Source organism: Alphaproteobacteria bacterium (assembly GCA_033344895.1).
Lineage (GTDB): Bacteria > Pseudomonadota > Alphaproteobacteria > UBA8366 > Aestuariispiraceae > Pacificispira.
Map to the genome: position 1 here is coordinate 2,328,554 of JAWPMN010000001.1, position 26,835 is coordinate 2,355,388.

General features: G+C 58.2%; 25 protein-coding genes and 1 pseudogene. 16 read left to right on the forward strand and 10 right to left on the reverse strand.

Features of this window, described 5'->3' with window-relative positions; genetic code table 11:
- The first annotated feature begins 412 nt into the window (after nucleotides 1–412).
- On the forward strand, nucleotides 413–1,186 hold the full coding sequence (locus R8L07_11415) for a hypothetical protein (GenBank protein MDW3206133.1): 774 nt from the start codon (nucleotides 413–415) through the stop codon (nucleotides 1,184–1,186).
- Nucleotides 1,187–1,311: 125 nt separating this feature from the next.
- Here the strand turns inward: R8L07_11415 and R8L07_11420 are convergent, their stop codons facing one another.
- On the reverse strand, nucleotides 1,312–2,184 hold the full coding sequence (locus R8L07_11420) for an IS1595 family transposase (protein MDW3206134.1): 873 nt from the start codon (nucleotides 2,182–2,184) through the stop codon (nucleotides 1,312–1,314).
- Nucleotide 2,185: 1 nt separating this feature from the next.
- On the opposite strand from R8L07_11420, the gene R8L07_11425 reads away from it, so the two are divergent.
- The 14 genes and pseudogenes from R8L07_11425 (at nucleotide 2,186) to R8L07_11490 (ending at nucleotide 13,913) form a co-directional block, all read left to right on the forward strand.
- On the forward strand, nucleotides 2,186–2,980 hold the full coding sequence (locus R8L07_11425) for a hypothetical protein (GenBank protein ID MDW3206135.1): 795 nt from the start codon (nucleotides 2,186–2,188) through the stop codon (nucleotides 2,978–2,980).
- Nucleotides 2,981–3,027: 47 nt separating this feature from the next.
- Entirely contained in the window at nucleotides 3,028–3,234 is a 207-nt protein-coding gene (locus tag R8L07_11430) for a hypothetical protein (GenBank protein ID MDW3206136.1), read from the forward strand.
- Between the two features lies 1 nt (nucleotide 3,235).
- Nucleotides 3,236–3,457: a hypothetical protein gene (locus R8L07_11435; GenBank protein MDW3206137.1), complete on the forward strand. Its 222-nt coding sequence runs from the start codon at nucleotides 3,236–3,238 to the stop codon at nucleotides 3,455–3,457.
- Between the two features lie 4 nt (nucleotides 3,458–3,461).
- On the forward strand, nucleotides 3,462–4,424 hold the full coding sequence (locus tag R8L07_11440) for a NifU family protein (GenBank protein ID MDW3206138.1): 963 nt from the start codon (nucleotides 3,462–3,464) through the stop codon (nucleotides 4,422–4,424).
- A gap of 8 nt (nucleotides 4,425–4,432) precedes the next feature.
- Nucleotides 4,433–5,608 (forward strand): NHL repeat-containing protein, encoded by a 1,176-nt coding sequence (locus tag R8L07_11445; protein ID MDW3206139.1) that lies wholly within the window; start codon nucleotides 4,433–4,435, stop codon nucleotides 5,606–5,608.
- Nucleotides 5,605–7,974 (forward strand): carbamoyltransferase HypF, encoded by a 2,370-nt coding sequence (hypF, locus tag R8L07_11450; protein ID MDW3206140.1) that lies wholly within the window; start codon nucleotides 5,605–5,607, stop codon nucleotides 7,972–7,974. Before R8L07_11445 ends, hypF begins: the two co-directional genes overlap by 4 nt.
- On the forward strand, nucleotides 7,965–8,264 hold the full coding sequence (locus tag R8L07_11455; protein MDW3206141.1) for a HypC/HybG/HupF family hydrogenase formation chaperone: 300 nt from the start codon (nucleotides 7,965–7,967) through the stop codon (nucleotides 8,262–8,264). The genes hypF and R8L07_11455 overlap by 10 nt, the downstream gene beginning before the upstream one ends.
- Nucleotides 8,265–8,272: 8 nt before the next feature.
- On the forward strand, nucleotides 8,273–8,977 hold the full coding sequence (locus tag R8L07_11460; GenBank protein MDW3206142.1) for an SIS domain-containing protein: 705 nt from the start codon (nucleotides 8,273–8,275) through the stop codon (nucleotides 8,975–8,977).
- Nucleotides 8,974–10,155, forward strand: a complete 1,182-nt coding sequence (gene hypD / locus R8L07_11465) for a hydrogenase formation protein HypD (GenBank protein MDW3206143.1) — start codon at nucleotides 8,974–8,976, stop codon at nucleotides 10,153–10,155. The genes R8L07_11460 and hypD overlap by 4 nt, the downstream gene beginning before the upstream one ends.
- A gap of 5 nt (nucleotides 10,156–10,160) precedes the next feature.
- The gene (hypE, locus tag R8L07_11470) at nucleotides 10,161–11,231 is read left to right on the forward strand and encodes a hydrogenase expression/formation protein HypE (protein ID MDW3206144.1); all 1,071 of its coding nucleotides are present in this window, start codon (nucleotides 10,161–10,163) and stop codon (nucleotides 11,229–11,231) included.
- Nucleotides 11,232–11,243: 12 nt separating this feature from the next.
- Entirely contained in the window at nucleotides 11,244–11,621 is a 378-nt protein-coding gene (gene hypA / locus R8L07_11475; GenBank protein MDW3206145.1) for a hydrogenase maturation nickel metallochaperone HypA, read from the forward strand.
- A gap of 47 nt (nucleotides 11,622–11,668) precedes the next feature.
- Nucleotides 11,669–12,535: a hydrogenase nickel incorporation protein HypB gene (gene hypB / locus R8L07_11480; protein MDW3206146.1), complete on the forward strand. Its 867-nt coding sequence runs from the start codon at nucleotides 11,669–11,671 to the stop codon at nucleotides 12,533–12,535.
- Between the two features lie 27 nt (nucleotides 12,536–12,562).
- Nucleotides 12,563–13,306, forward strand: a complete 744-nt coding sequence (locus tag R8L07_11485; GenBank protein MDW3206147.1) for an urease accessory protein — start codon at nucleotides 12,563–12,565, stop codon at nucleotides 13,304–13,306.
- A 223-nt stretch (nucleotides 13,307–13,529) separates the two neighbouring features.
- Nucleotides 13,530–13,913: pseudogene (locus tag R8L07_11490) on the forward strand (GNAT family N-acetyltransferase).
- Between the two features lie 114 nt (nucleotides 13,914–14,027).
- Here R8L07_11490 and R8L07_11495 read toward each other — a convergent pair.
- The 5 genes from R8L07_11495 to R8L07_11515 all read right to left on the reverse strand — a co-directional run bounded on the left by R8L07_11495 (nucleotide 14,028) and on the right by R8L07_11515 (nucleotide 22,576).
- Entirely contained in the window at nucleotides 14,028–15,194 is a 1,167-nt protein-coding gene (locus tag R8L07_11495) for a tyrosine-type recombinase/integrase (protein ID MDW3206148.1), read from the reverse strand.
- A gap of 556 nt (nucleotides 15,195–15,750) precedes the next feature.
- Complete coding sequence (locus R8L07_11500; GenBank protein ID MDW3206149.1) at nucleotides 15,751–16,890, reverse strand: hypothetical protein; 1,140 nt, start codon at nucleotides 16,888–16,890, stop codon at nucleotides 15,751–15,753.
- Nucleotides 16,891–17,014: 124 nt separating this feature from the next.
- On the reverse strand, nucleotides 17,015–20,359 hold the full coding sequence (locus R8L07_11505; protein ID MDW3206150.1) for an error-prone DNA polymerase: 3,345 nt from the start codon (nucleotides 20,357–20,359) through the stop codon (nucleotides 17,015–17,017).
- Nucleotides 20,356–21,924, reverse strand: coding sequence for a DNA polymerase Y family protein (locus R8L07_11510; GenBank protein ID MDW3206151.1), 1,569 nt, complete (start codon nucleotides 21,922–21,924; stop codon nucleotides 20,356–20,358). Before R8L07_11510 ends, R8L07_11505 begins: the two co-directional genes overlap by 4 nt.
- On the reverse strand, nucleotides 21,848–22,576 hold the full coding sequence (locus tag R8L07_11515; protein ID MDW3206152.1) for a hypothetical protein: 729 nt from the start codon (nucleotides 22,574–22,576) through the stop codon (nucleotides 21,848–21,850). Before R8L07_11515 ends, R8L07_11510 begins: the two co-directional genes overlap by 77 nt.
- Before the next feature lie 293 nt (nucleotides 22,577–22,869).
- Between R8L07_11515 and R8L07_11520 the strand changes: the two genes are divergently transcribed.
- Nucleotides 22,870–23,373 (forward strand): GNAT family N-acetyltransferase, encoded by a 504-nt coding sequence (locus tag R8L07_11520; GenBank protein ID MDW3206153.1) that lies wholly within the window; start codon nucleotides 22,870–22,872, stop codon nucleotides 23,371–23,373.
- 34 nt (nucleotides 23,374–23,407) lie between these two features.
- On the opposite strand, the gene rfbD is transcribed toward R8L07_11520, so the two are convergent.
- From rfbD to rfbB, 4 genes are read right to left on the reverse strand one after another with little or no spacing between them, the layout of a single operon-like run.
- Nucleotides 23,408–24,310: a dTDP-4-dehydrorhamnose reductase gene (gene rfbD, locus R8L07_11525; GenBank protein MDW3206154.1), complete on the reverse strand. Its 903-nt coding sequence runs from the start codon at nucleotides 24,308–24,310 to the stop codon at nucleotides 23,408–23,410.
- Nucleotides 24,307–24,858, reverse strand: a complete 552-nt coding sequence (gene rfbC, locus R8L07_11530) for a dTDP-4-dehydrorhamnose 3,5-epimerase (GenBank protein MDW3206155.1) — start codon at nucleotides 24,856–24,858, stop codon at nucleotides 24,307–24,309. The genes rfbD and rfbC overlap by 4 nt, the downstream gene beginning before the upstream one ends.
- A complete protein-coding gene (gene rfbA, locus R8L07_11535) occupies nucleotides 24,855–25,745 on the reverse strand; it encodes a glucose-1-phosphate thymidylyltransferase RfbA (GenBank protein MDW3206156.1) in 891 nt (296 codons plus the stop codon). The genes rfbC and rfbA overlap by 4 nt, the downstream gene beginning before the upstream one ends.
- Nucleotides 25,742–26,827, reverse strand: coding sequence for a dTDP-glucose 4,6-dehydratase (gene rfbB / locus R8L07_11540; protein ID MDW3206157.1), 1,086 nt, complete (start codon nucleotides 26,825–26,827; stop codon nucleotides 25,742–25,744). Before rfbB ends, rfbA begins: the two co-directional genes overlap by 4 nt.
- Nucleotides 26,828–26,835: the final 8 nt, after the last annotated feature.

The following is a 26,835-nucleotide window of genomic DNA, read 5'->3' on the forward strand; positions in this document are numbered from 1 at the left end:
AAGGGATGCCGCGCGAAGGGCTCGCGTTTCGTGGAAAGGCCCGGGCGGACTTACCGAACGCCAACGTCTTGTTGCAGCTGGAGTATCCGCAAGACGGACGCACAGACCGTGCTATAGACCGGATAGAGTGGCGCCCGATCCAAGGATACCACAAGAATGTTCCAAAGGGTCCGTGCGGACATCTGCACAAGACGTTCGTGTATGGTAGCCACAGGCACCTGTTTAGTTGTAACTGGCTGACCGACCAGCGGAGACTTCTAACCAACAATTTGCCGATTGCTGAGGCACTTAGCCCTGATCCGGCCACCTTTTCCGACTTGCTTGCGCTAACATCAAAATGCTTTAGAATCAACGGCCTGGCTGAATACGTCCCCAATCCTTGGGCGGAGGGCCCAGAAGGCGACCTATTCTTATGACGGAAGCAAAGACATCGATCTGTGGGGCGGTGGCAGACGAGATTGCGCGACATGTCTCGGTGATTGAGACCGATAGTGGCGCTTGCTTCATTCGTCTGCCTGTCTTTTACCCCAATGGCTCTTGTGTCGCCGTCCGAATCCAGAAGATTCCGCCCCTTACGGAGACAGATAGCTATCTGGTGTCCGACTATGCCCTGGCGTATGACGAGGCGGAGGCAATGGGCGTGGCAACCTCCTTCGTCCGGCAAGCGGGTGAAGTGGCTCAACGGCTAGGCTTGGCGTTTATCAAACATGCATTTTCTGTGACAAATGTGCCGCGAGCCAATCTTGCATGGGCCGCGCTGTCTGTTGCAAATGCGTCGTGCGAGGCCGTTGTTCTGGCAGCGCAGAAGGTCGATGAGGCTAGGAAAGAAAACGACAGCGACCTGCTCTATGCGAAGCTGGTTCGTGTATTTTCGGCCAAGAACGTATCGCGGGACGTTGATATCGTTGGGGCGTCAAATACCCACTGGCCGTTCGACGCGATGGTAAACTCTAGCTACGTTAGGACTGTGTTCGAGGCGGTGGCCAATCATCGAAATTCCATCTACGCGGCGTCGACCAAGTTTCGAGATGTTAAGGCATCAGAGGGGGCGCCGGAGCGAGTGGCAATGGTCCGAGACAAGGCGTCACTTGGTACGATGCATAACATTCTCAGCATGGACTGCAGGGTGATAGACTGGGATGCAGATACTGAGCTTCTGCAGCGTGTTGTGATCCATGAGGGTTGAGAAGATGTTGAGCTTAAGAGCCGCGAGGCGGGCCGGACGATTAAAGGATTTCATCGCTCAGGAAGAGGCGCGCGGCGTCGGTCCTGTCGATGAGTCTGAATTGATGGACGCCTTAGCGTCCACCATCAGACCCGCGAAATCAGAAGATCGAACATCGCGTTCTCCATCTTCCGATGGTTCGACCGGAAAGTGAACTCGTCCAGATACCGGCGCATGTACTTCGAAGACACGTGAATGTGCGTCCCGGCAATGGACTTCTTGAACAGCCGCCAGAAGCTTTCAACGTGGTTCGTGTGGTGTACCGCGTCGTGACGGTAGTCGTAGTGCGCGTATTCCTTCGCACCATGCTTCACCGCGCCGTGCTGGTACCCGTCGTCGTCCAGTAAGCCGTAAGACATCAGTTCGTCGGTAGAGACGGTCGTTCCCGGCTCGACGTTGCGCAGCGTTACATCCCGCAGTGTGGTTTTCTTCACGTTCGGGATGACTTCGGTAACGATCCGGCCATCGCGCTGTTTCAGGCCCATGACGATGGTCTTACCTTCGGCACCGCGACCGCGCTTGCCGGGGCGACGGCCACCGACATACGCCTCGTCCAGTTCGACGTGACCGCGCAGCATTTCGAAGTTGTCGGCATCGCCCATCAGCTTGCGGATCTGCTGGCCCATGCGCCACGCGGTTTTGTACGTGACGCCAAGCGACCGTTGCAGTTCCTTGCCGGAAACGCCGTGGCGCGTCGTCACGAACAGGTAGATGGCATAGAACCAGAGTTGCAGCGACGTGCGGCTGTCTTCGAAGATCGTACCGGCGCACGGATAGATATGATGGCCGCAGGCCGCGCAGGCATAGGCTTTGCGCTTGGCGATACGATGGAAGGTGCTTTCCTTGCCGCAGGCTTCGCACTCATGCCGCGCACCGTAGCGAACTTCCATCACATGATGAAGGCACGCATCGTCGTCCGGGAAGCGGGCGAAGAAATCTCGAACGGTCAGTTTGGTCATCGTGTCCTCCATCGATGACCAATATATAGGAAGTCAACATACTTGCGTCAAGGGGATAAACCCCTTTCTCGAAGCGCTTTTGGTTCTGAACAAAGATGGCGGACCGGAAGAAATCGCCGAGACGGAAATGAACCTTGGGTTGGCCTTCCAGAATCTGGCCGGTGTCAATCTGGCGCCAATTCAAGATGCCATATCCGCCTATCAGCGGTCTCTTCGAACCTTTGACCGAGAACGTCACCCGCAAGAGTTCGCGATCCTGCAGAACAATTTGGCGACGGCTTTTCTCTCAATCCCCTTCACTGATGAAAAGGCCAAAATGCGCGAAGCCTTGGCCGTGCAGTCATTCGAAGAGGGGCTTAAGACCGTAAATCTGATCGACCATCCGGTCGAATATGCCATGCTACAGAATAATCTCGGCAATGCTCTGCAGTATGTATCGTCGAGTCATCGGGTGGAAAACGGCTTCCGCGCCCTTGAGGCCTACGATGAGGCGCTCAAGGTGCGTGACGTGAAGACCATGCCGGGCGAGTACGCCAACACGATTTCCAACAAAGCCAATTGCCTCGCAAACCTGCCGGATGATCCGGAGAATCCTGAGGCAGGGAATCCCAATAATATAGAGATGGCGATCTCGCTTTATAAAGCCGCACGCGCAACATTCGAGCGATTGGGCGAGATGCATAAGGTTCAAGCAGTTTCCGAAGCAATTGCGGAATTGAGCAATTTCGAGCAGGGCGCAGATGCGTCTTCTTTAGATGTCACTGACGCGAATGACAGCCAACGCGAAGCTGTCTGACATGTCATCAACGGAACAATCAATCGACTAACTGGAGAAATGAATAAATGGATTTGACGATGTTACTTATTGCCCTGGTCTTCGGGATTGCGGCTGCGTTGGTCGGCGGTGCGCTTTCCGGCGTTCGTTTGGCAGGTGCTGATCTCGGAAACGAATTGGCCGCATTCATGGGCTCACTTTATGGCGTTCTGTCCGGGACCTTGGCAGTTGTCATTGGTCTCGGCGTTGTTGTCGCCCTGGCGGGAGGCCTCTGAGATGTTTGAAATGATGATGAGCTCCGGGAAGTTGTTCCTGGCCGGCAAATTGTTTCAGGATAACGGCCATATGTTCCGCCAACTGTCCATTGGCGTAATTGTGGGGATTGCGGTCTTGGTTGGTGTCGCCCAAGTGGCGCCGCTATGGGCGGCGGCCGTCGCCGGGGGTGCCATTAGCGGCATTCTGCAACCGATCCTGTTTAAGAACCTGAAGTACGCCTGATGTCATGAACGAAGCCAGCAAATCCTCTGGCGCGCTGCGCTCGGAAACGTCCGAACCTCAATCGGTTGCGAGCCAGTCGAACGAAAACGGAAGTGCCGATGGCGTGCCTGAGCGCAGTCTGGAGGATATGCTGAGCCATATTCGGGCGTTGGAAGCTTTATCTGATGATTGGCCGGCTGAACAAGCCAATGCAGCCAACGCCCGTGCGCTGGCCATCGAAGAATTGAATGCTGAAGCGTTCAAGCGGCTAATCCGTTCGTTGAAAACTGTTCCTGGCATGGGGCAGGCCCTGCGTGAGGCCGCCACCGATGAGGTTGTATACGCAGTCCTGCGGAGCCACGGCATTCTCAAGCCGAGCGTTCATGAGCGGGTGGAAGCAGCGCTCGACACCATTCGTCCGTCGCTCGCCGATCATGGCGGCGATGTGGAAGTCGTCTTGGTTGAACCGCCGGGGGTGCAGGTCCGGTTCTTGGGTGCTTGCGACAATTGCCCGGCTTCGGCGCTGACGTTCTATTCCGGTGTGAAGAAAGCCATCCAAGACCATGTGCCGGAAATCACCGAGGTCAAACAAGTGAAGGGGCTGGGCGGTGCGTCTACCGCTGGCACCGGCGATGATGAAACGGTCTATTATGCTTCACCCTTCGCGCAATATACCTCTGACGGATGGCTGCATGCGCTTGATCTGGCAGAGCTTGCCGACGGGCAGACCAAGATAATCGATATCGATGGTCATTCCGTTCTGTTGTCGCGTTTCGGTGACAAGGTGACCTGTTTTGAGAACGCTTGCGCCCATATGGGAATGGCCATGGACGGAGGTGAGATCGCCGACGGCATCATCACCTGTCCGTATCATGAATTTAAGTATGCCCTGGAAAGCGGTGAATGCCTGACTGCGCCTGAAGTCCAATTGCAGCCGCATTTGGTGCGCGTCAAGGGCGATAAAATCGATGTTCGGCTGGTGGAGTAAGGATGCCCATGCAACCGACCGCCGCTCCATCGTTTCAACCCATCAAAGCACCCGGCACGGCGCTGCCCGGCGCACCTTTGTTGGACCCGTCCGGGCCAAAAGCAGTCTTAGGATGGACGCCTGACGCATTGGCCGCACCGTTGAAGCCGTCGCCGGATGCATTATTCGGACCTCGGGGTGTCTGTCTGCATCCGAATGGTTCGCTCTGGGTTTCCGACACAGGCCATCATCGGATACTGGGTTGGAATGATGTTCCTGAGAGTGATAACGCCCCCGCGGATATCTTGATCGGTCAATCGGATTTTGCCGCGGAAGGACGGAACGGCAAAGGAACGCCGAGCCTGGCAACAGTGAATGTGCCCACGGGTATCTGCGCCTGGGGACAGGGCCTTGCGGTAGCTGATGCCTGGAACCATCGCGTCTTGTTGTGGCGTGATCTGCCGACATCCAACAATCAACCGGCAGATATTGTCTTAGGTCAGGAAGATGCCAGCGCCATTCAATCCAATCGAGGTGCTGAGCAACCATCGGCAGTAACCCTTCACTGGCCATACGGCGTTCAAGAAATCGAAGGTGCATTGGTGGTTGCCGACACGGGAAATCGCCGCGTTTTGGTGTGGAGAGATCCGAGTAATTCGGGGCAGCCTGCCGATTTGGTTTTGGGCCAATCGGACTTCGAGACGCGGGATGAAAACGGCGGCCGAGATGTCGATGCTGCCGGGATGCGCTGGCCCCACGGCATCGCCTGGTGGCAGGGCCACTTGGCCGTCGCTGACGCGGGGAACAATCGGATTATGCTCTGGCAAGGATTCCCGGCGACGAATGGTGCTGCGGCAGCAACCGTGCTGGGACAGGACGACTTCAAAGGCTGCGATCACAATAAGGCTGCCTATTACCCAAGCTCCAGCGCCCTTAACATGCCTTATGACGTCGCGGTGGCCGGCGACCGGTTGCTTGTTGCCGATACGGCCAGTTCCCGGATGATCGGATGGGCAGAATTCAGCAATCCTGATGCAGATCGCCTGACGGGCCAGCCGGACTTTGCGTCCAAGGGAGACAATGGCTGGGGGCTGCCGGGACGGGACACGCTCTGTTGGCCTTATGGCTTGTCGGTCCTGGATGGATTGGCTGCTGTGGCTGATAGCGGAAATAACCGCGTATTGCTTTGGGAGATCATGCCATGAGAGCGGCAGCGATCACCGTAAAGGGTCAGGTTCAAGGAGTTGGTTTCCGACCGACTGTTTGGCGGATCGCCAACGAACTGGGATTAAAAGGCGACGTGCGGAATACCGGCGATGGCGCGGAGATCCGGCTTTGGGGGCAAGACCTAAGTAAATTTGCCGAACGCCTGAAAGACGAAGCACCGCATCTTGCCCGTATCGATGAATTGGTTTTTGCGCCGATCGATGAACCTATGCCGGACGGGTTTACGATTTCATCCTCATCCGCCGGTGCCATGAAATCCGGTGTGACGCCGGATGCCGCTACCTGCGCCGACTGTCTGGACGAAACGCGCGATCCCTTCCAGAACCGTTACCGCTATCCTTTCACCAATTGCACCAATTGCGGACCCAGATTTTCGATCATCGAGGGCGCTCCTTATGATCGGGCCAAGACCACCATGTCGGATTTTGAGCTCTGCCTTGTTTGTTCGAGTGAATACGATGATCCTGCTGATCGCAGATTTCATGCCCAACCTGTGGCCTGTCATGCATGCGGCCCGCGCGCTTGGGTTGAACGGCTCGGTGAAGGTGCGGTGAATCACGAAGCCTTTTCCATGCTTGACGACGTGGACGCGGCGGGCGGCATGCTAATGATGGGGCATATCGTCGCTATCAAAGGGATCGGTGGGTTCCATTTGGCCTGTGATGCGACCAAGGGAGACGTCGTCAACCGCCTGCGGGAGCGTAAACGACGCCAGCGCAAAGCTTTCGCTTTGATGGCACGGGATGTGGATGTCATCCGTCAATATTGTTCGGTATCGGATGAAGAAGAGGAACTTCTGAAATCTCCATCCGCTCCAATCGTCTTGCTGGAGGCCACAGGCGATCCATTGCCGGAGGCAGTCGCGCCGGGCCTCAACCGTCTTGGGTTTATGCTGCCGCACACGCCCATGCATCATTTGATTTTGCGGCGGATGAAACGGCCCGTGGTGATGACCAGCGGCAACATTTCTGGCCAGCCGCAATGCACGGACAACGATGATGCTCGGGAACGATTAAAGGACGTAGCTGACTTCGCCTTGATGCACGACCGAGCCATTGCCAATCGGATCGATGATTCCGTGGTGCGGGTCGATATGGGGTGCTCGCGTATGCTTCGCCGGGCGCGGGGATATGCCCCGGAGGCAATCAAGCTGCCGAAGGGTTTGATCGGCGACACTCACGTGCTGGCCCTAGGGGCGGAATTGAAAAACACCTTCTGTCTGATCAAGGATGGCGAGGCGATCCTTAGCCAACATATGGGCGACCTGGAGGACGCGGCAACCTCTGATGACGTGAGCCACAACCTGCGCCTCTACGCCGATCTGTTCGAACATGAACCGGCGGTGATCGCCGTCGACTGCCATCCCGATTATCTGTCGTCAAAGCGCGGGCGCGGTATGGCGGAAGAGGGCGGGTTGCCGTTGCTGGAAGTCCAGCATCACCATGCTCACATCGCCGCCTGCATGGCCGAGAACGGTTGGAGGCCTGATGGCGGGAAGGTCTTGGGCGTGGCCATGGATGGGTTAGGTTTTGGAGTTGATGGCACTGTCTGGGGTGGGGAGTTTTTGTCCTGTGATTATCGAAGTTTCAAACGGCTTGGTTGCTTGAAACCGGTGGCCTTGCCGGGTGGGGCGCAGGCTGTCCGTGAGCCTTGGAGAAATGCCTACGCGCATTTGATGGCGGAAATGGGTTGGGCCGAGTTCTCCATGAATTTCGATGAGCTGGACGTATTCCGGAAACTTGCTGAAGCGCCCCGCGAAACTCTGGATGCCATGATCGAGAAAGGCTTGAACGCGCCGTTGTCTTCATCCTGTGGGCGATTGTTCGATGCGGCGGCGGCCATCTGCGGGCTTGCTTGGGACCGTCAGGCATATGAAGGCGAAGCGGCGATGCTGTTCGAGGCGGCGATTGATCCAGATGCGATGGGTGAACCGGATGACCTGGCCTACCCCTTTGCCATTCCGCTCTTGGACGGCAAAGGGTTGCCCTACATCGAACCCTTGGCCGTGTGGCGGGCGATGCTGGGCGATCTGCATTTGCAAACGCCTGTTGGCACCATTGCTGCGCGGTTCCATCGCGGGCTGGCGCGGGCGATTGCCGGCATGGTGATGAAGTTGGCGGGGAACGACCGGGAATTTGAAACAGTGGCGTTGTCGGGAGGCTGTTTCCAGAACCGGACATTATTGCGATTGGTTGTCGAATTGCTCGAGAGCCAGGCGTTTCGAGTTCTCACCCACGAGCGGGTGCCGGCGAACGATGGTGGTATCGCGCTGGGTCAGGCGGTCATTGCCGTGGCAAATATCGAAGCGGTGAAAAATCCGCAAAGGAGGACATCATGTGCTTAGGAATTCCGGGGCAGATTGTCAGTATTTCTGATGCTGAAAATAAGCTGGGCGTGGTCGACGTCAGCGGTGTCAAACGCGAGATCAATTTGGCCTGCATCGTAGATGACGAGCATCCGTTGGAAAGCTGCGTCGGTGACTGGGTATTGGTCCATGTGGGCTTCGCCATGAGTCGTATTGACGAGGCCGAAGCCGCAATGACCATGGATATCCTGCGCCAGTTGGGTGATGCCCAGGAAGAACTGGCGGCCATGCGGGAAAGCGATGAGATGATGAACCGGAAGGCCGGATAGGAAGCGTTATGTCGAACACGTCGCATCTACGCCAGCTCTATCCTTTCCTTGACGGTGGCCGAACTGATCCGAAGGCCATGGCGTTGGCGTTGGATGAATCCGTGCGTCAAAAGGCCCAAAATCATGTATCCGTGTTCGAGGAGTTCTTTGACAGAAACGCCGAAGAGATCATCGCCTCTGCCCAAACCATCGCGGAAACCTATGAAGCAGATGGGCGGTTATTGACCATGGGCAATGGGGGCTCCAGTTGCGACGCTGCTCATGTGGCAGTGGAATTCCAGCATCCCGTAACTGCCGGGCGGCCGGCGTTGCCCGCGTTCAATTTGACGCAAGACATCGCCATGTTGACGGCCGTCGGGAACGACGTCGGGATGGACCACATCTATCTACGCCAAGTGATCGCGCAGGGACGGAAAGGGGATTGTTTGATTGGTCTGTCGACCAGCGGCAATTCCGGCAATCTTGTCCGGGCCTTTGAAAAAGCCAAAGAGATGGGGCTTAAGACCATTGGCCTTGCCGGCATGTCGGGCGGTGAAATGGCTGCGTTGGGTTTGGATCATTGTCTAGTGGTTGAAACCGACAGCATTCACCGCATCCAAGAAGTTCATGTGGCGACGTACCACATCCTTTGGGACCTCGTGCATACGTTGCTGGCCGATAGCCGTGGCGGATTGGATACAGGTGCGGCGGCAGAAGAAGGAGCGTCTTCATGAAGTATGTCGACGAATTCCGTGATCCCGAACAGGCGAAAGTATTGCTGCGGGAAATCGAAGAGCTGGCGTCGCAGGTCGATGTGGGCTCGAACCGCCCGCTTTGCATTATGGAGGTCTGCGGCGGCCACACCCATTCGATCTTTAAATACGGGATCGAGAACCTTTTGCCGAAGAATATCGAGCTGGTGCATGGCCCGGGCTGTCCCGTTTGCGTTTTACCCATGGGGCGGGTTGATGATTGTGTCGCCCTCGCCGAAACACCCGGTGTCATCTTTTGTACGTTTGGTGACGCGATGCGTGTCCCGGGGTCGAAGAAATCCTTGATGCAGGCAAAAGCTGAAGGCGCCGATGTGCGAATGGTTTATTCGCCCCTGGACGCGCTGGAATTGGCGCGACGCCATCCGGACCGGGAGGTTGTGTTCTTTGGCTTGGGTTTTGAAACGACCATGCCGTCGACGGCGTTGACAGTGCTGCAGGCGGAGCAGGAAAGCATCGAGAATTTCTCGCTATTTTGCAATCACATCACGATCATCCCGACCATCAAGGCGATCTTGGACAGCCCCGATTTGCAGATCGACGGGTTCCTGGGGCCGGGCCATGTGAGCATGGTTATCGGCACGGCGCCCTATGACTTTATTTCAGCCCACTACAATCGCCCCTTGGTCGTCGCCGGGTTCGAGCCTTTGGATATTCTGCAGTCTCTTTGGATGCTGTTGAAGCAGATGGTCGAAGGCCGCACTGAGGTCGAAAACCAATATGGCCGTATCGTGCCGAAAGACGGCAACGCTCAAGCTCTTGGTGCCGTCTCGCAAGTGTTCGAGCTGAGAGAATTTTTCGAATGGCGGGGTCTGGGTTCCATCGATCATTCTGGCGTACAGATCCGTGAAGAATATGTCCGGTTTGATGCCGAGAAAAAATTCTCTGTCCCGGACATCAAGATTGCCGACCCGAAATCCTGCCAATGCGGCGAGGTGCTGAAAGGCGTGATCAAGCCCTGGGACTGCAAGGTGTTTGGTCGCGCCTGTACGCCCGAAACGCCTTTGGGCGCCTTGATGGTTTCCTCGGAGGGGGCCTGTGCGGCCTATTACCAATATGGCCGCCTTGATTTAAAGACCATGGCTGAAAATTCAGATGTCGCAGAAGAGTCTGCGGACCAGGGTGCGAGGAGCGTCGCATGAACGAGATGAGCAAGAAAGCGACCTCAGATCGCACACGACGCCGAGGCAAGGTCAACGTAGACAAGGTCACTTTGGCCCATGGTGCCGGCGGCAAAGCCATGCGTGATTTGATTGACGATGCATTCCTGGACGCGTTCGGTGAACCGGACGATGGTGTCTTGGAAGATCAGGCCCGATTGCTCATGTCAGATTTGTCAGCGCAGGGGGACCGGCTGGCCCTGACGACGGATAGCTTTGTCGTCGATCCTTTGTTCTTCCCGGGCGGTAACATCGGGACCTTGGCTGTTGCCGGCACAGTCAACGATCTGGCCGTTTCCGGCGCCAAACCACTCTATCTGACATGCGGGATGATCATCGAGGAAGGCCTGCCGGTGGAAACGCTGCGCCGGGTCGCCCGGTCCATGCAGGAAACCGCGGAAAAAGCGGGGGTGCGCATCATCACCGGAGATACCAAGGTCGTCCACCATGGCGCTGCGGACAAACTCTTCATCAATACGGCCGGGATCGGGGTCATTCCGGAAGGCCTGGACATTTCATCGGCCAATGCCAAGCCCGGCGACGTCGTGATCGTGAATGGGGTATTGGGGGACCACGGCGCAGCGATTTTGAACGCCCGTGGCGACCTGGCGCTGGAAGCGGATATTGAAAGCGACTGCGGTCCCCTGAACGGCTTAATAGACGCCATTATCAATATATGTCCGGAAGTGCGGTCCATTCGGGATGCAACGCGAGGCGGCATTGCCAGTGTGCTGAACGAGGTCGCGGAAGATAGTCGTGTCGGCGTGCTGTTGAACGAACAGAGTATTCCCATGCGGGCCGAAGTTACCGGGGTGTGCGAAATTCTCGGGCTCGATCCGCTCTATCTGGCGAACGAAGGAAAAATAGTTGTCGTCGTGCCGGGGGACATGTCGGACGCAGTCCTGCAAGCCATGCGGACTCACGAAGACGGTCAGGACAGTGTCGTCATTGGTAAAATCTGTGAGGCGCCTGCCGGGACCGTGGTGATGGAAACCTTGTTCGGTGGCAGGCGCGTGGTCGACATGCTGGTCGGCGAACAATTGCCGCGGATTTGTTGAGGGCGCGGGTCGATGCATGAACTTGGGATCACCCGAAACATCGTCAGCATCGTCGCAGAGCGCGCGGCGGGCCGTCGGGTGACCAAAGTCGTCGTCGAGATCGGCAAGTTGTCAGCCATCCTGCCGGACGCTGTGGAGTTCTGTTTTGATGTTTGCGCCAAGAGTACGCCCTTGGAAGGGGCGACATTGGAAATCGTTGAGGTCATGGCTGATGCAAGCTGCCGGGACTGTGGCGAACAGTTCCTCTTGGCCACCTTGATTGAACCATGCCCGAAATGCGGTTCCAAAGCTTTGGACCGCAAAGGGGGTGACGATTTGATCATTAAACATTTCGAATTTCTTGAAGAAACAGATGAAGACGCAATTGAACAAACGAGGGAGGCAAGCTGATGTGTGGCGTATGCGGTTGTTCCAGCGGCACGGTTACCGTGACCAAGATGGATATCGGTCTGGAGAATAAAGAGCAGGGTGGGGATAGCCATACCCATTCACATGATGATCATCATCACGACCACAGTCATGACCATAGCCACGATCACGGGCATGATCATTCGCATCATCATCACCACGACCATGAGCACGGTCATGATCATGGACCGGGGCATTCCCATACGCACATGCATCGGGCGTCGGAAAGTGTCGAGTTGGAAGCGGCCATTCTGGGTAAGAACGACAAGTTGGCTGCCGAGAATAGGGGCTGGCTCAAGGCTAAAAATATTCTGGCGTTGAATTTGGTCAGCTCTCCGGGATCCGGCAAGACGACCTTGCTGGAACGCACTTTGACGGACTTGAAAGACAAAATACCGATGGCGGTGATCGAGGGGGATCAGGAAACCCTCAATGATGCTGAGCGGATCAGGGCGACGGGGACTGCCTGTGTGCAGGTGAATACGGGCACGGGCTGTCATCTGGAAGCTGACATGGTTCAGAAAGGAATGGAGCAGCTGGACCCGCAGGAAAACTCCCTGCTGCTGATCGAGAACGTGGGGAACCTGGTCTGCCCGGCGTTGTTTGATCTAGGGGAGCGGGCGAAGGTCGCGATTTTATCGGTGACGGAAGGGGCGGACAAACCCGCCAAGTATCCGCATATGATCGCGGCCTCCGACATTTTGGTAATCAATAAAATTGATCTGTTGCCCTACGTGACCTTTGATGTGGACGCCGCCATTCAGGCTGCGCGGGACATCAACCCAGCCATCAAGGTCTTTCAGGTGTCGGCGACTAACGGCGAAGGTTTGGACGTTTGGTACGACTGGCTGCTGGCCGAGATTGGTGTCTCCGGCACGATTCAGGCTGCCGAGTAGGGAAGCCGGACGGAAGGGACAGCGGCGGTGGAACTCGATCTGACCTTGGGGGGTGTTCTGCTATTGGGGCTGGCAGTCGGGCTCCAGCATGCGCTGGAAGCCGACCACCTGGCAGCCGTGTCCTCATTGGTCAGTGGCGAACGCTCGTGGCGTCGGATCGTTCGTCATGGTGCCGTTTGGGGTGTGGGGCATACATGTACTTTGGCAGTCGTTGCCGGTACGGCGATCGTCCTGGGCTCGAATATCGACGGTGCCGTGGCAAATTGGTTGGAGTTTGCCGTCGGTGCCATGCTGGTTATCTTGGGTGGCCAGGTTCTGTGGCGAATGGTGAGCCAGCGCATCCATTTTCACGTTCACAAACATGCTGACAGCTCGCATCATTGGCACGCCCATTCCCATGCCGGCGAGAATATAAACAGCAGCCATGACCACGCGGCCCATCCTCACGACCACGCCCACAGCCCGATCAGCGGATGGCGTACCCTTATGGTTGGTATGGTGCACGGAATGGCAGGTTCGGCCGTGTTGGTCGTGCTGGCCGCCAGTCAAATTGACGATCCGGGTTTCAAGCTGTTTTACGTGGTGACTTTTGGATTCGGGTCAATTGTCGGTATGGCAGGCCTCTCGGTGATTGTCGCCGTGCCGCTCAGCTGGACCGCGCGGACCATTTCGTGGGCCAACAACTTGCTTCAAGGCGGGATCGGCACGGTTACGTTAGGTTTAGGAATGTTCATAGTGTTCGAGACAGGAGTGTCTCATTCACGTCTATGAATTGCGGTCGGAGATGTCGAAGAACCTCTACAGCATAATACGAAGCGGCGCATCGGAGCAAATACCATGATCAAATCTTCAGTTTAGTCGAAGGCAGATAGTAGCGTAAGGCGCTCTATGAAAGGCCGCCATATTTTCGTAATTCAAAGCCTCGTTGACATTCCCGTATTTGGATAAATCCCTTGTAGCTGGTCAAATTGGCGGAAACGGATCGAGTAGTCCCCTGATCAATCAGAAGTCAGGTGGTGCTCAAACCTATTTGGTATTTCGAGGGGAAAACAGTATCTACAGCTTGGCGGTAGACTCTGTTGATTACGATGTATCACCTGCCCGTGTGACCAAAGGGCAAGAGCACCATCCTATTCCAGTGATGTTGTCGGCGCGTTTAGCCATAGATCGTGACGAACAAGGAAAAGGATTGGGCCGAGCGTTTCTTAAAGATGCCTTATTGCGTACACTTCAAGCTGCCGATATTGCTGGTATTCGAACTCTTCTCGTTCATGCCAAAGATGATGAAGCACGAACTCGGTATGAAAGCTTCTATTTCGAACCAAGCCCAACAGACCCATATCATTTGTTTTTGCTCATGAAGAATCTTCGAAGCCTGAACAAACAGATGATTGTATTGATGCCCCCTTCCTCAATACAAAAATATTCAAAATTTCGCATCATTACTCACGATTACGAGGAGGCGGTTGAAATTGAGGTTATTTACCTCCGGTTAGGTAGTGTCTTTATGCATAAGGCCTGAAATGTTTTCAGAAACCTTAGTGGCGGCGGCAAGAATCGGATCTGCCGCGAGGTGCGCATAACGAGCAGTAGTTTGAACCTGAGTGTGCCCTAGAAGCTTACCAATCATGGGCAGGCTCATCCCTTGTGCGACGGCCTTGGAGGCAAATGAATGTCGTAGGTCATGGATGCGGACGTCTTCAATGCCAGCCCGCTTGCGGATCCGTTGCCAGAATTTCTGGATCTCTTTGCGATTGGTTCCTGGGATTTTGCCGCAGATAACCCATGGGTTCTTTGGCTGCCGTTTGAGGTTTTTAAGGAGATCAAGGGCAGGGGGGCCGAGATGGACAACTCGTGCGCCGGTCTTTGAATCAGATAGTCGTAGGCAGCTGTTGTCGAAATCAACCTCTGTCCATTTGAGTGACATGATTTCGTTGAGGCGGCAGCCGGTAAAAATCAGGAGGCGGATAGCAGAAATAGCATAGATATCATCGACACCTATTTCTTCGGCTTCGTTTAGCACTGAACCGAGATCGCTCAGCTCTTTCTGGCTGAGGTAGCGCTCGCGTTTTTCTTCTGGGTATTTTTTGATGTGTAGCCGTGGATTGGAACCTTCAGGCCGCATTCCCCATATCTCTGCCATTGAGAACATTTTTGAGATCAGCTCAAGGTTCCGATTTGCCTGGTAAGGGATGTGGCGTAAATCATGATGAAATTTGGCGATGTCGGCCCGTGTTACATCGGAGACCTTCAGGCGTCCAAGGGCTGGCAATATGAAACGGCGAAGGTTGCGTCGGTATTCTGTGGCAGTGCCTGGCTTCAGACGGACAGAAATATGTTCTTGGTCGAAACGCTCTGCCAGCTCTTTCACCGTACAGGCTTTTCGGGCTCGGGAACGTTCGCCAGCAGGATCTTCTCCGTCCTTGACGGCTGCCAAAACCTTGAATGCCATGCGACGGGCTTTTTCGGGAGTGAGGACACCATGGGCTCCCAGGCTCATGCGTCTGTAACGATTGCCGATCCGGTATTGAACGATATAAGAACGACGGCCACTTGGTAAAATGCGAACGGCAAACCCAGCAAGGTCGTCATCGCAGATGATATAATCCTTATCTTGCGGCTTAGCAGACTCGACAAGGCGTTTGGTGATTTTAGGCATATGGCACCTCTTTGCGGCTGATTAACTCTCGATGATCGCTGCGCTGCTCTTAATCCCTGGAATCATAGTGGAATCATGAGGGCTGGTTTCGGCGAGCAACCGATCGAATGACAGCGTAAAGTGATTTCTAAAATAGTCCAGTAATATCAACTGGTTAGAGTGTTTCTGCGGAATTTTTAGAAATGCTGAGAAATGACCATATCACGGCTCATAACCTGAAGGTCGCAGGTTCAAATCCTGCCCCCGCAACCAAGCATACAAATACCATAGCCCCGTTCCTCCGAGCGGGGCTTCTGCTTTAGGAAGCAAATACAAAGCAGATCCCCAGACACCCAAAAGGAGGGGACGGCGCAGCTAATCCGACCCAACAACACGGCAGGAATAGCGTAGATAAAGCGCCTCGGAACTCTCCGAACGCTCCTCCAGTACCGCCTCGCGCCCAAAACCCGCGCAATGACGCGCCGCCGCAGCCCCGACCTGCTGTCCAACAGGCGCGACACCAGATCCTCCCGAAACCGCCCGATACAACACAAAATCAGAACCCGACCCAACCTCCTCATAAGGGCGGCTGGATTTCGTATGCAAGCTTTTCTGCCATGAAATTCAGTAGGATATCATAACCTTTGAGTGTCGGGTGACAGCATTCGTCCTGATAGTATTGTCTTTGGGTATGATAATCCGTCCCAAAAACACCAATCATAGAGTATGTGTTTATACCCATTCTCTTTAATTGGTTCTGGTTTTCTATTAACAGAGGGTAGTTTTGTTTTATTGTTTCAGAATATTTGTTTTCGAATGAAATTCCGTTTGATTCAAGGTGGTGCGTTGGTTGGAGAAAATGAATAAATATAGTGTCGTTTGATTTCATTTTATCAATCTGTATTATTTGCCGCTTCCAGGATTGGGCGAGGGTGCTTGGGGAAAGTTTATCTAAGAGGGCACCGGGTGGTGTATAATAAAATTGAACATTATCATCTTTTAGGTTCGGAAGGCTTGCTGCAATCGCGGCAAGTGTTACTGAGTGGACGGCAATTCTGCTCTGTTTGCTCTTTGAAATTAGTATATCTCGCCATTTTTCGGTAAACGCTCGGTCAACGTCAGCATTAAAAACTCTAGCGAGCCGTTCCCACCAACCTGGGATAATTAGTCGATCTGGCTTTGACAGATTCCAAGCTTCATTGAAGCCATCTACGAGTAGAATAGCATCGAAGTTTTGCCCGAGGGCGCTATAATATGAGATGATCATTAGCGGTGTTGGAAATTGGTAACCACCTTGAGCAAGGTTGATCAGGTTTACTTTTTTCCCCGCCAACTGCGGAAGGGATTCTAATCGTTTTGAGATGATTCCGCTGGAGCGTTCGATTACGCCAAGTCCAGCGGCGACCGAACCTCCTATTATCACGATATCATATCTAGCTGGGTCATTTTCCAAGGGTAAGATTTGTCCAGGATTAAAGAAACCATCCGGAGAAACTTCATGCGAACTATTTAATCCGGTGCTGGGGCGAGCGACATAACCAAAGAATGGATGGAAAACAGATGTTGATTCCCGATATGGGTTTTCCACTCTCGCTTGGTGCGGCATTGCTTCCGTGCTACGATTCCATATCCATGTTCCGTCACTGAAATAGAGAACTGAGGCTAGTAATACCTCCGTTAAGGCCAAGCCTCCCACAGTCCCAATAACAACACTCATCAATGAGTATATTCGCATTTTCTAATGAAATTCCGGTTCTTTGCCGTTACACCTGATCAGCGGGAATTGTATAATTGAAAATGTGGTTGCGGCAACACGACAGGGTGGTCACGCGGGCGTACCTTCAATGAAAACTGTGGGTGTCGACTTTTAGCGGGTTTTGTCGGGTCGGGGTGGTGAGGCTGGCGAGGGTTTGGAGGGTTACCTGGATGGCAGGGGTGGTCGGGAGGATGGCCTTCAGGGACAGGGTGCGGGGGTGGCCGATCCGGCGGCGTTCGAAGCGGAGGGTGCCGATGGTGTGGTCGAGGAGGCCGGTCAGGTCGAAAAGCTTGTTGGCGACGACATGGGTTACCCGATCTTCGGTCTGCAGCTTGCCCTCGACCCCGAGAATCGGAGCGGTCATCAGAATGCGTCTGTAGGCCGCGAATACTTTCGACCAGACGACGATATTGGCGAGTCCCGTCTCGTCCTCCAGGGTGAGAAAGACCACGCCCGCGGCGGTGCCCGGTCGCTGCCGGACGATGACCAATCCGGCATGGGTCACCTTCTCGCCGTCTCCGATCGTCGGCAGCTCCCGGGCGGTGCGCGCACCGACCTGCGCCAATGAACCACGGATCAGGGACATCGGATGGGCGCGCAGAGACAGGCGCAGGCTGGAATAATCCACCACCACTTCCTCCCCCAGGCTCATCTCCGGCAGGAGAACCGGGCGTTCCGGTCCGAACTCCGCCGAAACGCCAATGTTGTGAGCGTGCCCGCCCAAGGCGTCGAACAGCGGCAGGCCGGGCGATGCCTTGCGCCCGGTCCCGAACCGTCTGGCCCGCCACAATGCCTCGCGCCGCGACAGACCAAGCGAGGCGAATGCATCGGCGTCGGCCAGTTTCTCCAATATATCCGGTGCCAGGTCCGATTGCCGGGCCATCATGTAGAGATCCTGATAGCCCCCGTCCGGACGATTGGCGACGATGGCCAGGGCGTCGGCGGCGGATACTCCCTTGATCTGCCGGAAGCCGAGGCGCAGCGCGTGACGCTGGTTGCTGCGGGAATGATCGTCATGGCGGTTCTCTCCGTCCAGGGTCTCCAGCGTGTTGTTCCAGGTGCTGTGGTTGACGTCGATCGGCCGGACCGTGACGCCGTGGTCGCGGGCGTCGCGAACGATCTGGGCCGGGGCATAGAACCCCATGGGCTGACTGTTCAGAAGGGCGCAGGCAAAGACGTCTGGATGGTGACATTTCAGCCAGGCCGACACATAGACCAGCAGGGCGAAGCTGGCGGCATGGCTTTCCGGAAAACCGTATTCGGCGAACCCCTCGATCTGCTTGAAGCAATGTTCGGCAAAAACCGGGTCGTAGCCGTTCTTCGCCATCCCGGAGAGGAACTTGTCGCGGTGATCCTGAATCTGTCCGGTTCTCTTGAACGTCGCCATGGCCCGGCGCAGACGGTCTGCCTCCTCTGACGTATAGCCTGCCCCGACAATGGCGATCTGCATCGCCTGTTCCTGAAACAGGGGGACGCCACAAGTTCGTTCCAGAACCGATTTGAGGGCGCCCGAAGGATAGGTGATCGGTTCCTTCCCCTGGCGCCGCTTGAGATAGGGATGAACCATGCCGCCCTGGATCGGACCGGGCCGGACGATCGCGACCTCCACGACCAGATCATAGAGCGTGGCCGGCCTGAGCCGCGGCAGCATCGACATCTGGGCGCGGGATTCGACCTGAAAGACACCGATGCTGTCGGCTTTCTGCAGCATGGCATAGGTTGCGCTGTCATTGGCGGCCCGGAAGGAGGCCATGTCCCGCGCCAGCCCCTTGTGACTGCGCAGGAGGTCGAAGCTCTTGCGGATGCAGGTCAGCATGCCGAGCCCCAGGACGTCCACCTTCAGGATGCCCAGCGCGTCGATATCGTCCTTGTCCCATTCGATCGTGGTGCGATCCTTCATCGCCGCGTTGGCGACCGGCGACAATTCGACCAGCGGCCCGCGCGTGATGACGAAGCCGCCGACATGCTGTGACAGATGCCGGGGGAAGCCGATCAGTTCCGCGCTCAATCCCAGAACGGTGCGCAGGCGCGGATCATCGGGATCCAGCCCGGCCTCGCGCACATGATCGGGGTCGACCCCGCTGGAGCCGCTGCCCCAAACGGTGCGCGACAATTTGTTAAGACTGTCCTCGCTGAGGCCGAAGACGCGACCGACTTCGCGTACGGCACTGCGGCTGCGGTAGGAGATGACGGTCGCGGTCAGGCCCGCCCGCTCGCGCCCGTATCGACGGTAGATATACTGAATGACTTCCTCGCGCCGCTCATGTTCGAAATCCACGTCGATATCGGGCGGTTCACCGCGCTGCTCGCTGACGAAGCGGGCGAAGAGCAGGTTGTGGGTGGCGGGGTCGACCTCGGTAATGCCCAGGCAGTAGCAGACGGTGGAATTGGCCGCCGATCCGCGCCCCTGGCACAGAATCCCCTCGCTGCGAGCGAAGGAGACGATGTCGTGGACGGTCAGGAAATAGGGTTCGAACTTCAGGTGGGCGACAAGGCGCAGCTCCTCGGAAATGCCGGTCCGGACCTTCGATGGAATACCGTCGGGATAGCGCCGACGCGCCCCCTCCCAGGTCAGACGGGCGAGCCGGTCCGCCGGGCTTTCTCCGTCATCGCCATTCTCGTCAGGATATTCATAGCGCAGTTCCGACAGGCTGAAACGGCACCGTTCGGCGATCTCCACCGACCGGGCCAGCCAGCCGGGGTGATCGGGAAACAGGGCGGCCATCTCGGCCGGCGATTTCACATGCCGTTCCGCATTCGGAAACAGGCGGAAACCGGCATCTTCCAGGCGGCAGCCTTCACGGATGCAGGTGATGGTATCCAGCAGCGGCTTGCGGGCGGGATTGTGCATGTGGACGTCGTTGGTGACGACCGGCCGGATCGCCCATTCCCGTTCGGCCCATTCGGTGAATTCCAGTCGCGCCCGGTCAAATCCGTCATAGAACCGGCCGATTGCAAGATACAGGTTCTCCCCGAATGCGCCTTTCAACTCCGGCAGGCGTTCCGCGAAGTCGGGGCAGGGACGGGTCGGCTGCACGGCGATGAACAGGGAACCCTTCCGGGCTTCCGCGACATCTTCGAGATACAGTTCGCACTGCCCCTTGGGCGCACGGCGCTTCCCGACGGTCAGCAGGCGGCACAGGCGGCCATAGGCGGCGCGATCCGTTGGGTAGCACAGCAGTGAGGGGGCGTCCGCCAGATCGAGCCGAACGCCGGGATGAAAGGCGATGCCGTGATCCTGCGCGGCCATATGGGCGCGAACCACGCCGGCGAAACTGTTGCGGTCAGTCACGCCGATCGCGGTCAGCCCCTTGTCACGGGCGGCCCGGACCAGTTCTTCGCCATGTGATGCGCCGCGCAGAAAGCTGAAATTCGTCGAGGTCTGCAGTTCGGCATAGGCGGGAGGCGGGGTGCGGGACGGTCCGGTCATGAAAACAGCCCCTGAACCGACCATTGGTCGCCCCGCGATGTCTGTTCCCGGCACAGCCATAACCGGCGCCCCTGTGGCCCGGGAACCCGGTAGTAATCGCGCAATCCTTCCACCGGGGACCGGTCGAGCGCCTGCCACCATTCGGGCCACAGGCGTTCCGGCCCTTCCAGCCCGTCCGCCGGGAAGGTCATGCGGCGCCAGGTCACGGAATCCGGCAATCGATTGTCGGGGCCGAGGTCGACCGCGGCCGTTTCCGGTCGGGCAAAGAATCGTAGAGGGCGGGGCGGCAGGTTCTCCGTTCCGTCCGCACCACCCTTCTGGGCCTTGCCGGGCGGGGTCAGTCCGGCCTTCCGGAACAGGCGGTCTGGACGATGCCCGGGCAGGATGCCGGGACGGTACAGCGCCTCGCCGCCGAGCCGGTGACCGAGCCGGTCCAGCAACGCGCCCAGCGCCAGCTTGTCCGGCGTGCCGGTATCGTTCTCCAGGTCGGTCTGGCGGGTTTTCAGGGGCTCGACCCTGCGAGCCCAGATCAGGCTTTCCTCAATGCCGAAGCCGGGATCCACCGCGGTAAGCCGGTCCTCGAGCAGGCGGAAAAGATGCGGCACGGCCACGGTCGGCAGGCTGGTTCCCACGGTCACGAAGCTGATCGTGTCGTCGACCCGCCGATATTGTGCGGCCAGTTGCCGGATTCCCAGCCCTTCCTCGCGCAGCTGAAGGCAGAGCTGCTCCAGCAGATGACGGGTGCTGTCGCGCAGCCCCGTACCGTCGATCAGCGGTTCCGGCCAGGATCGGCGGACGGAGTGAAGCCGGGGCGGCTGGTTATAGAACAGATGCTCGGGCAGACGACCCAGCAACTGATCCAGTCGGCGCAGTACATCCCCTCCGGCCCGCGCCGTCAGATTGGCGCGCGGCAGCGGATACAGATCGGCGATCCGGTGCAGACCGAGCCGGGCCAACAGGTCCGCGGATTCTTCAGACAGGCGCAGCGCACGGACAGGAAAATCCGCCGCGACTTCGCGGGTTTTACCCGGCGGGATATGACCGCTTTCGGGATGATAGCGCGCGGCCGCCCAGGCGCCGCCCGGTGTATCGGCCAGCCCCAGCCGGGTTTCGAAGCCCATGCCCGCGACCTGACGGGTAATTGCCGCGGCCATATCGGCCTCGCCCCCGAACAGATGGGCGCAGCCGGTGATGTTCAGCCAGACACCGCCATCGCCGTAATCGGGCACGCCTTCCGGCCTTCGCTCTGCCGCGGCCCAGGGACTGTACCGGTCCGCCCAGCGCGATAGAGCCACCAACGCCGACCGGTCGCCGTCGCGTCGCGCGGGCAGAGTGATCAAGCCGGGATGGATCGCCCGGGCATCGGCCAGCGGCATGCCGGTATGCAGCTTGATCTTCAGTCCCGGCCGGTTGACTCCCAGAAGCCGGACCGCGCCGCCAATTGCCTCGGTCACGGCGAACGGGACCTGGTCCAGCCTGGCATCGATGTCAGGCGGCGGCCTGCGGATATAGCGGTCCGTCGCCAGCAGCGGCAGCCAGATGTAGAGAAACCGGTGTGCGGGCATGATCGATCCTCCAGTCTCCGGGGCGTAATCCCTGCCCCCGTATCAGGCGTATGACCGTTCCGTCGGGGCGGGACGCGACCCGCCATCGGCTGCGCGCGGGATTTGGCGGCGCGGAGACGCCGCGACGGGGGGCAAGTGTCAACAGGACGGCGAGGCAGCCGCCATCCTCGGCAGCGAGTTGCAGGCGTCGGCCGGCGGTCGTGTCGGGCGTCGGCAGTTCTGCGACCGCGGCCGCGGCCTGACCGGATCGCAAGACCTCTTCCAGGGCCCAGAATCCCTCCCGCGGCCGGGGCGCGTCGACAAAGATTGTCTGGGCGGCCAAATCGGCCGGCAGGGCAGGCGGATACAGTCGTCCGCTGTCCAGACTGTCCGGGGCGGCGATCCAGAAAAGCGGTTTTCCCCGGCCATGGGATTTCATGCCCTGCCGCACGATGGTCAGGGCGAAATCCGTGGCGGCGGCATCGCCGGGCAACCCTTCGACATGATGCAAGGCGGCCCAGGGGATTTCGACAATGTCTCTATCGCCGAGGGGCACGGGAAAGCGACGCGCGCGGGCGTCTGCCGGATCCGGGCGCCATTGCGCTTCGGCCTGGCGCAGGGCGGCGCGGGCGCGTTGGAAACGGTCGGATTGTCTCGCTTCGGTTCTCATCATGATCTATTTTTGTTCTTTTGATATTCTGGAGTCAAGAGAAGAGAACATATAGAGTACGATGCGTTGCCGAAGGGACTTCCATTCCCGTGTTACGGGTTTACCGCCATGCCGAGGCGGCGATACAGTGCCGCGCATGCAGGAAGGATCGGGAAAGGAAGGCTGCTGATGGTCGGCCCATATGGATATCGACCGGAAAAGACCAACTGCCGGGACAACGACCATCTGCTGGAAAACCGGGCCGACCCTTGCCGCCGCGGTGGAGTGGATGCGGAAGTTCCAGATGCGCCCCTGTCATGATGTCTGAGCGAACGAATCTTGTGCTGCGCGGCGCCTTGGCGTCCGATGTACCGGTGCTGGCAAAGATCTGGCATGAAGGATGGCAGGACGGGCATGCCGGGCTGGTCCCCGATAAACTGGCCCGAAACCGGACCCTGGACAGCTTCGCGGACCGTTTGGCGAATTCTCTGGCGCAGGTCCGTGTTGCAGAGCTCGAGGGGGAAATCGTCGGCTTTCACGTGATCCAGGAAGACGAACTGAACCAGTTCTTCCTGGCTGCGGAAGCCCGGGGCCGCGGCGTCGCCGATGTCATGATGGCGGATGCGGAAGCCGGATTCCGGGCAGCCGGGCATGCGCGGGCATGGCTGGCCTGCGCCATCGGCAACGACCGTGCTGCGCGGTTCTATGAAAAGCAGGGATGGGGCCGGACCGGGGTCGTGACCAGTCACCTGCCGACGCGGGACGGTGTGGTTGATCTGGAAGTGTGGCGCTACGAAAAGATGGTGACGTCAGGGGGGTGAGGCCTGATGGGCGCGCAGGGCCGTTCAACGAAGTCTACGGCTTTTGCTGCCGGCGCAGGTCTGGTGCGATCGTGGCGACATGATCCCGCAATGCATGCTGCCATGCCGGCATGACGGTACCGAAGGTCTGTTCCGAACCGGTGGAATCCAGGGCGCTGTAGCCCGGCCGGCGGGCCGGGCTGGGGAAACGGTCCGAGGAAACCGGTTCAAGTTGTGTGCAGCGGATGGGAATGCCCTGACTTCGCGCCAGTTCCAGAGTTTCCGCGATAAGGTCATATCGGCTGGCAGCCCCCCGGCAGGCCGCGTGATGAATTCCGCCACCGGTCGGCGCTTGTTCCAGAATACCCCAGATCATCCGTGCCAGGACCGTCGCGGCGGTCGGGCTGCCGGTCTGATCCGTCACGACCTGCAATCTGTCCCTGGTCAAGGCGAGTGACAGCATTCGGTCAACGAAACTCGATCCGTATCCCGGTCCGTAAAGATAGGATGTCCTGAGGATCACCGCGTCGGAAAGGGTGGACAGGATTCGACCCTCAGCCGCCGCCTTGGTCCGGCCATATGCATTGATCGGTGCGACCGGCGCGTCCGGCTGAATCGGCCGGTGCGGCATGTCGCCGAAAACGAAATCCGTCGAAACATGGATCAGGCGCGCGTTGTTCTTGGCAGCCCATTCGGCCAGAACGGCGGGGGCGTCGGCATTGACTATATACGCATCGCTTTCAGCGGTCTCCGCGCCGTCGACATCGGTAAAGGCTGCAGTGTTGACGATCCAGGACGGTCGCAACCGATCGAGAAGGGCCGGCAAGGTGGCCGGTTGGGCCAGATCGAATTCATTTCTTTTTGGTGCCTGGTACTCGACCCCGCCGGGCGCGGTCAACGACAGGGCCCGGCCCAGTTGGCCGCTGCGGCCGGTTATCAAGCCGGTGCCGCGGATCATTGCTCGATGTCACAGCGCGGAGCGTCGGCGAAGGATACGCCCCGCTGATCCTTGTCGCTGACGACCGGATTCGAAATTGGCCAGTCGATGCCGATCTCCGGATCGTCCCATCGGATGCAGACTTCTTCCTGCGGGGCATAGGCACCGTCGACCTTGTAGAAGACGATCGTATCGTCGCTCAGCGCCTGATAACCATGGGCGAAGCCGCGCGGCACCCAGAAGCATTGCGGTCGCTCGGCGGTCAGTTCCACCGCCACCCATTTGCCCAGTGTCGGACTGTCCCGGCGCAGGTCGACGGCGACGTCCAGGATTGCCCCGTTCAGGACACTCAGCAACTTTCCCTGCATGGTCGGATACTGATAGTGCAGACCGCGCAAGACGCCGCGACCCGACCGGACGAAATTGTCCTGAATGAACGGGTCTGCGAACCCGCTCTCGGCATAGGCCTGGCTGTTCCAGGGAATGTCGAACCGTCCGCGATGATCGGGAAAGGAAGGGTGGTCGATCAGAAGCGGACCGGCCAGATCGTCGAAGCGGGAAATCTTCACCGAATTCTTCCTTCGGAATCGACCAGACGGCGTAGGTAGCTGCCGTAATCCGAACCGGCATACCCTTCGGCCAGACGGGCGATGCTGTCGGCGTCGATCCAGCCCTGACGCAAGGCGATTTCCTCCAGACAGGCGACCTTCAACCCCTGTCGACGCTCGATCGCGGCAATGAACTCTGCCGCATCCTGCAGGGCATCCGGCGTTCCGGTATCAAGCCAGGCCGTGCCGCGGCCGAACTGTCTTACATTGAGGCGGCCTTCCGACAGGTACAGACGGTTCAGATCGGTGATCTCCAACTCGCCGCGCGCCGACGGGACCAGTTGCCGCGCCAGGGACGGCGCGTCGGAATCGTAGAAATACAGACCGGTAACCGCGAGGTTCGATTTCGGCTGCTGCGGCTTTTCCTCCAGCGAAATGGCCGAACCGTCCCGGCCCACCTCGACGACGCCGTAGCGCCCGGGATCGGCGACGGGATAGGCGAAGATGCTGGCACTGCTTTCTTGCGCACTGGTTTCCTGCAGAACCCCGCTCAATCCCTGCCCGAAGAAAAGATTGTCGCCCAGAATCAGGGCTGACGGCGCCCCGTCCAGAAACGGTTCCGCGATGGTCAATGCCTGGGCGATGCCCTCGGGGCGGGCCTGTTCGGCGTATTCGAAGGACAGACCGAGATCGGCGCCGTTGCCGAACAGATCCCGGAACTTCGGCAGATCCTGAGGGGTCGAGATGATCAGGATCTCACGGATGCCGGTCAACATCAGGATCGAGATCGGATAGTAGATCATCGGCTTGTCATAGATCGGCAGCAGCTGTTTGCTGATCACCCGCGTCATCGGATACAGGCGCGTACCCGATCCACCGGACAATACGATGCCTTTGCGTGCGGTCATGCCTTGTCCATCTCTGCGACGCCCAGTCTTTCGCCGCCGTATCGGGCGGCCATCACGTCGCGCCACCAGGATTCGTTTTCAAGATACCATTCCACGGTCCGGCGCAGACCGTCCTCCAGCGGTGTTGAGGCCTGCCAGTCCAGATCCCGCGCTGATCGGGACGGGTCTATGGCATAGCGGCGGTCGTGGCCGGGACGGTCCGTCACATGGCGGATCTGAGCGGCATAGGACCGGCCGTCGCTCTTCCGCCGCAACGTATCCAGAATGGCACAGATCGCCCGCACCACGGCCAGGTTCTGTGCATCCTCAAAGCCCGCGAGGTTGTAGGCCTGTCCCGGCGTTCCCCGATTAAGAACGGCCGCGATTCCCGCACAATGGTCATTCAGAAACAGCCATTCACGACGCTGCAGCCCATCGCCATAAACGGGCAGATCTTCACCATCCAGTGCGCGCGCAATCATCAGCGGGATCAGTTTCTCCGGGAATTGCCACGGCCCGTAGGTGTTTGCCGGGCGTGCCACCAGGGTGGGCAATGCGTAGGTGCGATGATAGGCCCGGACGAAGGCTTCCGCCGCCGCCTTCGATGCGGCATAGGGCGAATTCGGCAGAATAGCGTCATCTTCCGTGAAGGCACGCTCGCTGGCCGCGCCGTAGACTTCGTCCGTCGAAACATGCAGCAGGCGGAACGTGTTCCGCTCCGGCTCGCTCAACTCCTCCCGAAAATGGCCGAGGCATGCCTCGAGCAATTCGAACGTGCCGGTCGTGTTGTTCTCCAGAAAGGCGCGTGGCGCGTCGATGGACCGGTCGACATGGCTTTCGGCTGCAAAATGCACGACGGCGCGGGGCCGCGATTCTCTCAACAACGCGCGCATTGCCGGGCCGTCTTCGACCGCCGCCTCGATGAAGCGGTGGCGCGCAACGGTGCCGTCCTGCGGGAGCCGCCGCAGATCCGCCGCATAGGAAAGCTTGTCCACCGAAATGACCGGATGACCTTCCGCCAGCAGCTTCCGAACGAAGGCCGAGCCGATGAAGCCAGCGGCACCGGTCACGAGAACGGTCGACTTTTCGGGGGCGCTCGTCATACGAGGGT

Bases quoted from the DNA above. Each gene is read 5' to 3' on its own strand.
- R8L07_11430 (MDW3206136.1), top strand. From the start codon at position 3,028: ATGGATTTGACGATGTTACTTATTGCCCTGGTCTTCGGGATTGCGGCT.
- R8L07_11445 (MDW3206139.1), top strand. From the start codon at position 4,433: ATGCAACCGACCGCCGCTCCATCGTTTCAACCCATCAAAGCACCCGGC.
- hypE (MDW3206144.1), top strand. From the start codon at position 10,161: ATGAGCAAGAAAGCGACCTCAGATCGCACACGACGCCGAGGCAAGGTC.
- hypD (MDW3206143.1), top strand. From the start codon at position 8,974: ATGAAGTATGTCGACGAATTCCGTGATCCCGAACAGGCGAAAGTATTG.
- R8L07_11415 (MDW3206133.1), top strand. From the start codon at position 413: ATGACGGAAGCAAAGACATCGATCTGTGGGGCGGTGGCAGACGAGATT.
- R8L07_11440 (MDW3206138.1), top strand. From the start codon at position 3,462: ATGAACGAAGCCAGCAAATCCTCTGGCGCGCTGCGCTCGGAAACGTCC.
- R8L07_11520 (MDW3206153.1), top strand. From the start codon at position 22,870: ATGATGTCTGAGCGAACGAATCTTGTGCTGCGCGGCGCCTTGGCGTCC.
- R8L07_11460 (MDW3206142.1), top strand. From the start codon at position 8,273: ATGTCGAACACGTCGCATCTACGCCAGCTCTATCCTTTCCTTGACGGT.
- R8L07_11505 (MDW3206150.1), bottom strand. From the start codon at position 20,359: ATGACCGGACCGTCCCGCACCCCGCCTCCCGCCTATGCCGAACTGCAG.
- R8L07_11455 (MDW3206141.1), top strand. From the start codon at position 7,965: ATGTGCTTAGGAATTCCGGGGCAGATTGTCAGTATTTCTGATGCTGAA.
- R8L07_11435 (MDW3206137.1), top strand. From the start codon at position 3,236: ATGTTTGAAATGATGATGAGCTCCGGGAAGTTGTTCCTGGCCGGCAAA.
- R8L07_11420 (MDW3206134.1), bottom strand. From the start codon at position 2,184: ATGACCAAACTGACCGTTCGAGATTTCTTCGCCCGCTTCCCGGACGAC.
- hypA (MDW3206145.1), top strand. From the start codon at position 11,244: ATGCATGAACTTGGGATCACCCGAAACATCGTCAGCATCGTCGCAGAG.
- R8L07_11495 (MDW3206148.1), bottom strand. From the start codon at position 15,194: ATGCCTAAAATCACCAAACGCCTTGTCGAGTCTGCTAAGCCGCAAGAT.
- hypF (MDW3206140.1), top strand. From the start codon at position 5,605: ATGAGAGCGGCAGCGATCACCGTAAAGGGTCAGGTTCAAGGAGTTGGT.
- hypB (MDW3206146.1), top strand. From the start codon at position 11,669: ATGGATATCGGTCTGGAGAATAAAGAGCAGGGTGGGGATAGCCATACC.
- rfbD (MDW3206154.1), bottom strand. From the start codon at position 24,310: ATGATCCGCGGCACCGGCTTGATAACCGGCCGCAGCGGCCAACTGGGC.
- rfbA (MDW3206156.1), bottom strand. From the start codon at position 25,745: ATGACCGCACGCAAAGGCATCGTATTGTCCGGTGGATCGGGTACGCGC.
- R8L07_11515 (MDW3206152.1), bottom strand. From the start codon at position 22,576: ATGATGAGAACCGAAGCGAGACAATCCGACCGTTTCCAACGCGCCCGC.
- R8L07_11500 (MDW3206149.1), bottom strand. From the start codon at position 16,890: ATGAGTGTTGTTATTGGGACTGTGGGAGGCTTGGCCTTAACGGAGGTA.
- R8L07_11510 (MDW3206151.1), bottom strand. From the start codon at position 21,924: ATGCCCGCACACCGGTTTCTCTACATCTGGCTGCCGCTGCTGGCGACG.
- rfbB (MDW3206157.1), bottom strand. From the start codon at position 26,827: ATGACGAGCGCCCCCGAAAAGTCGACCGTTCTCGTGACCGGTGCCGCT.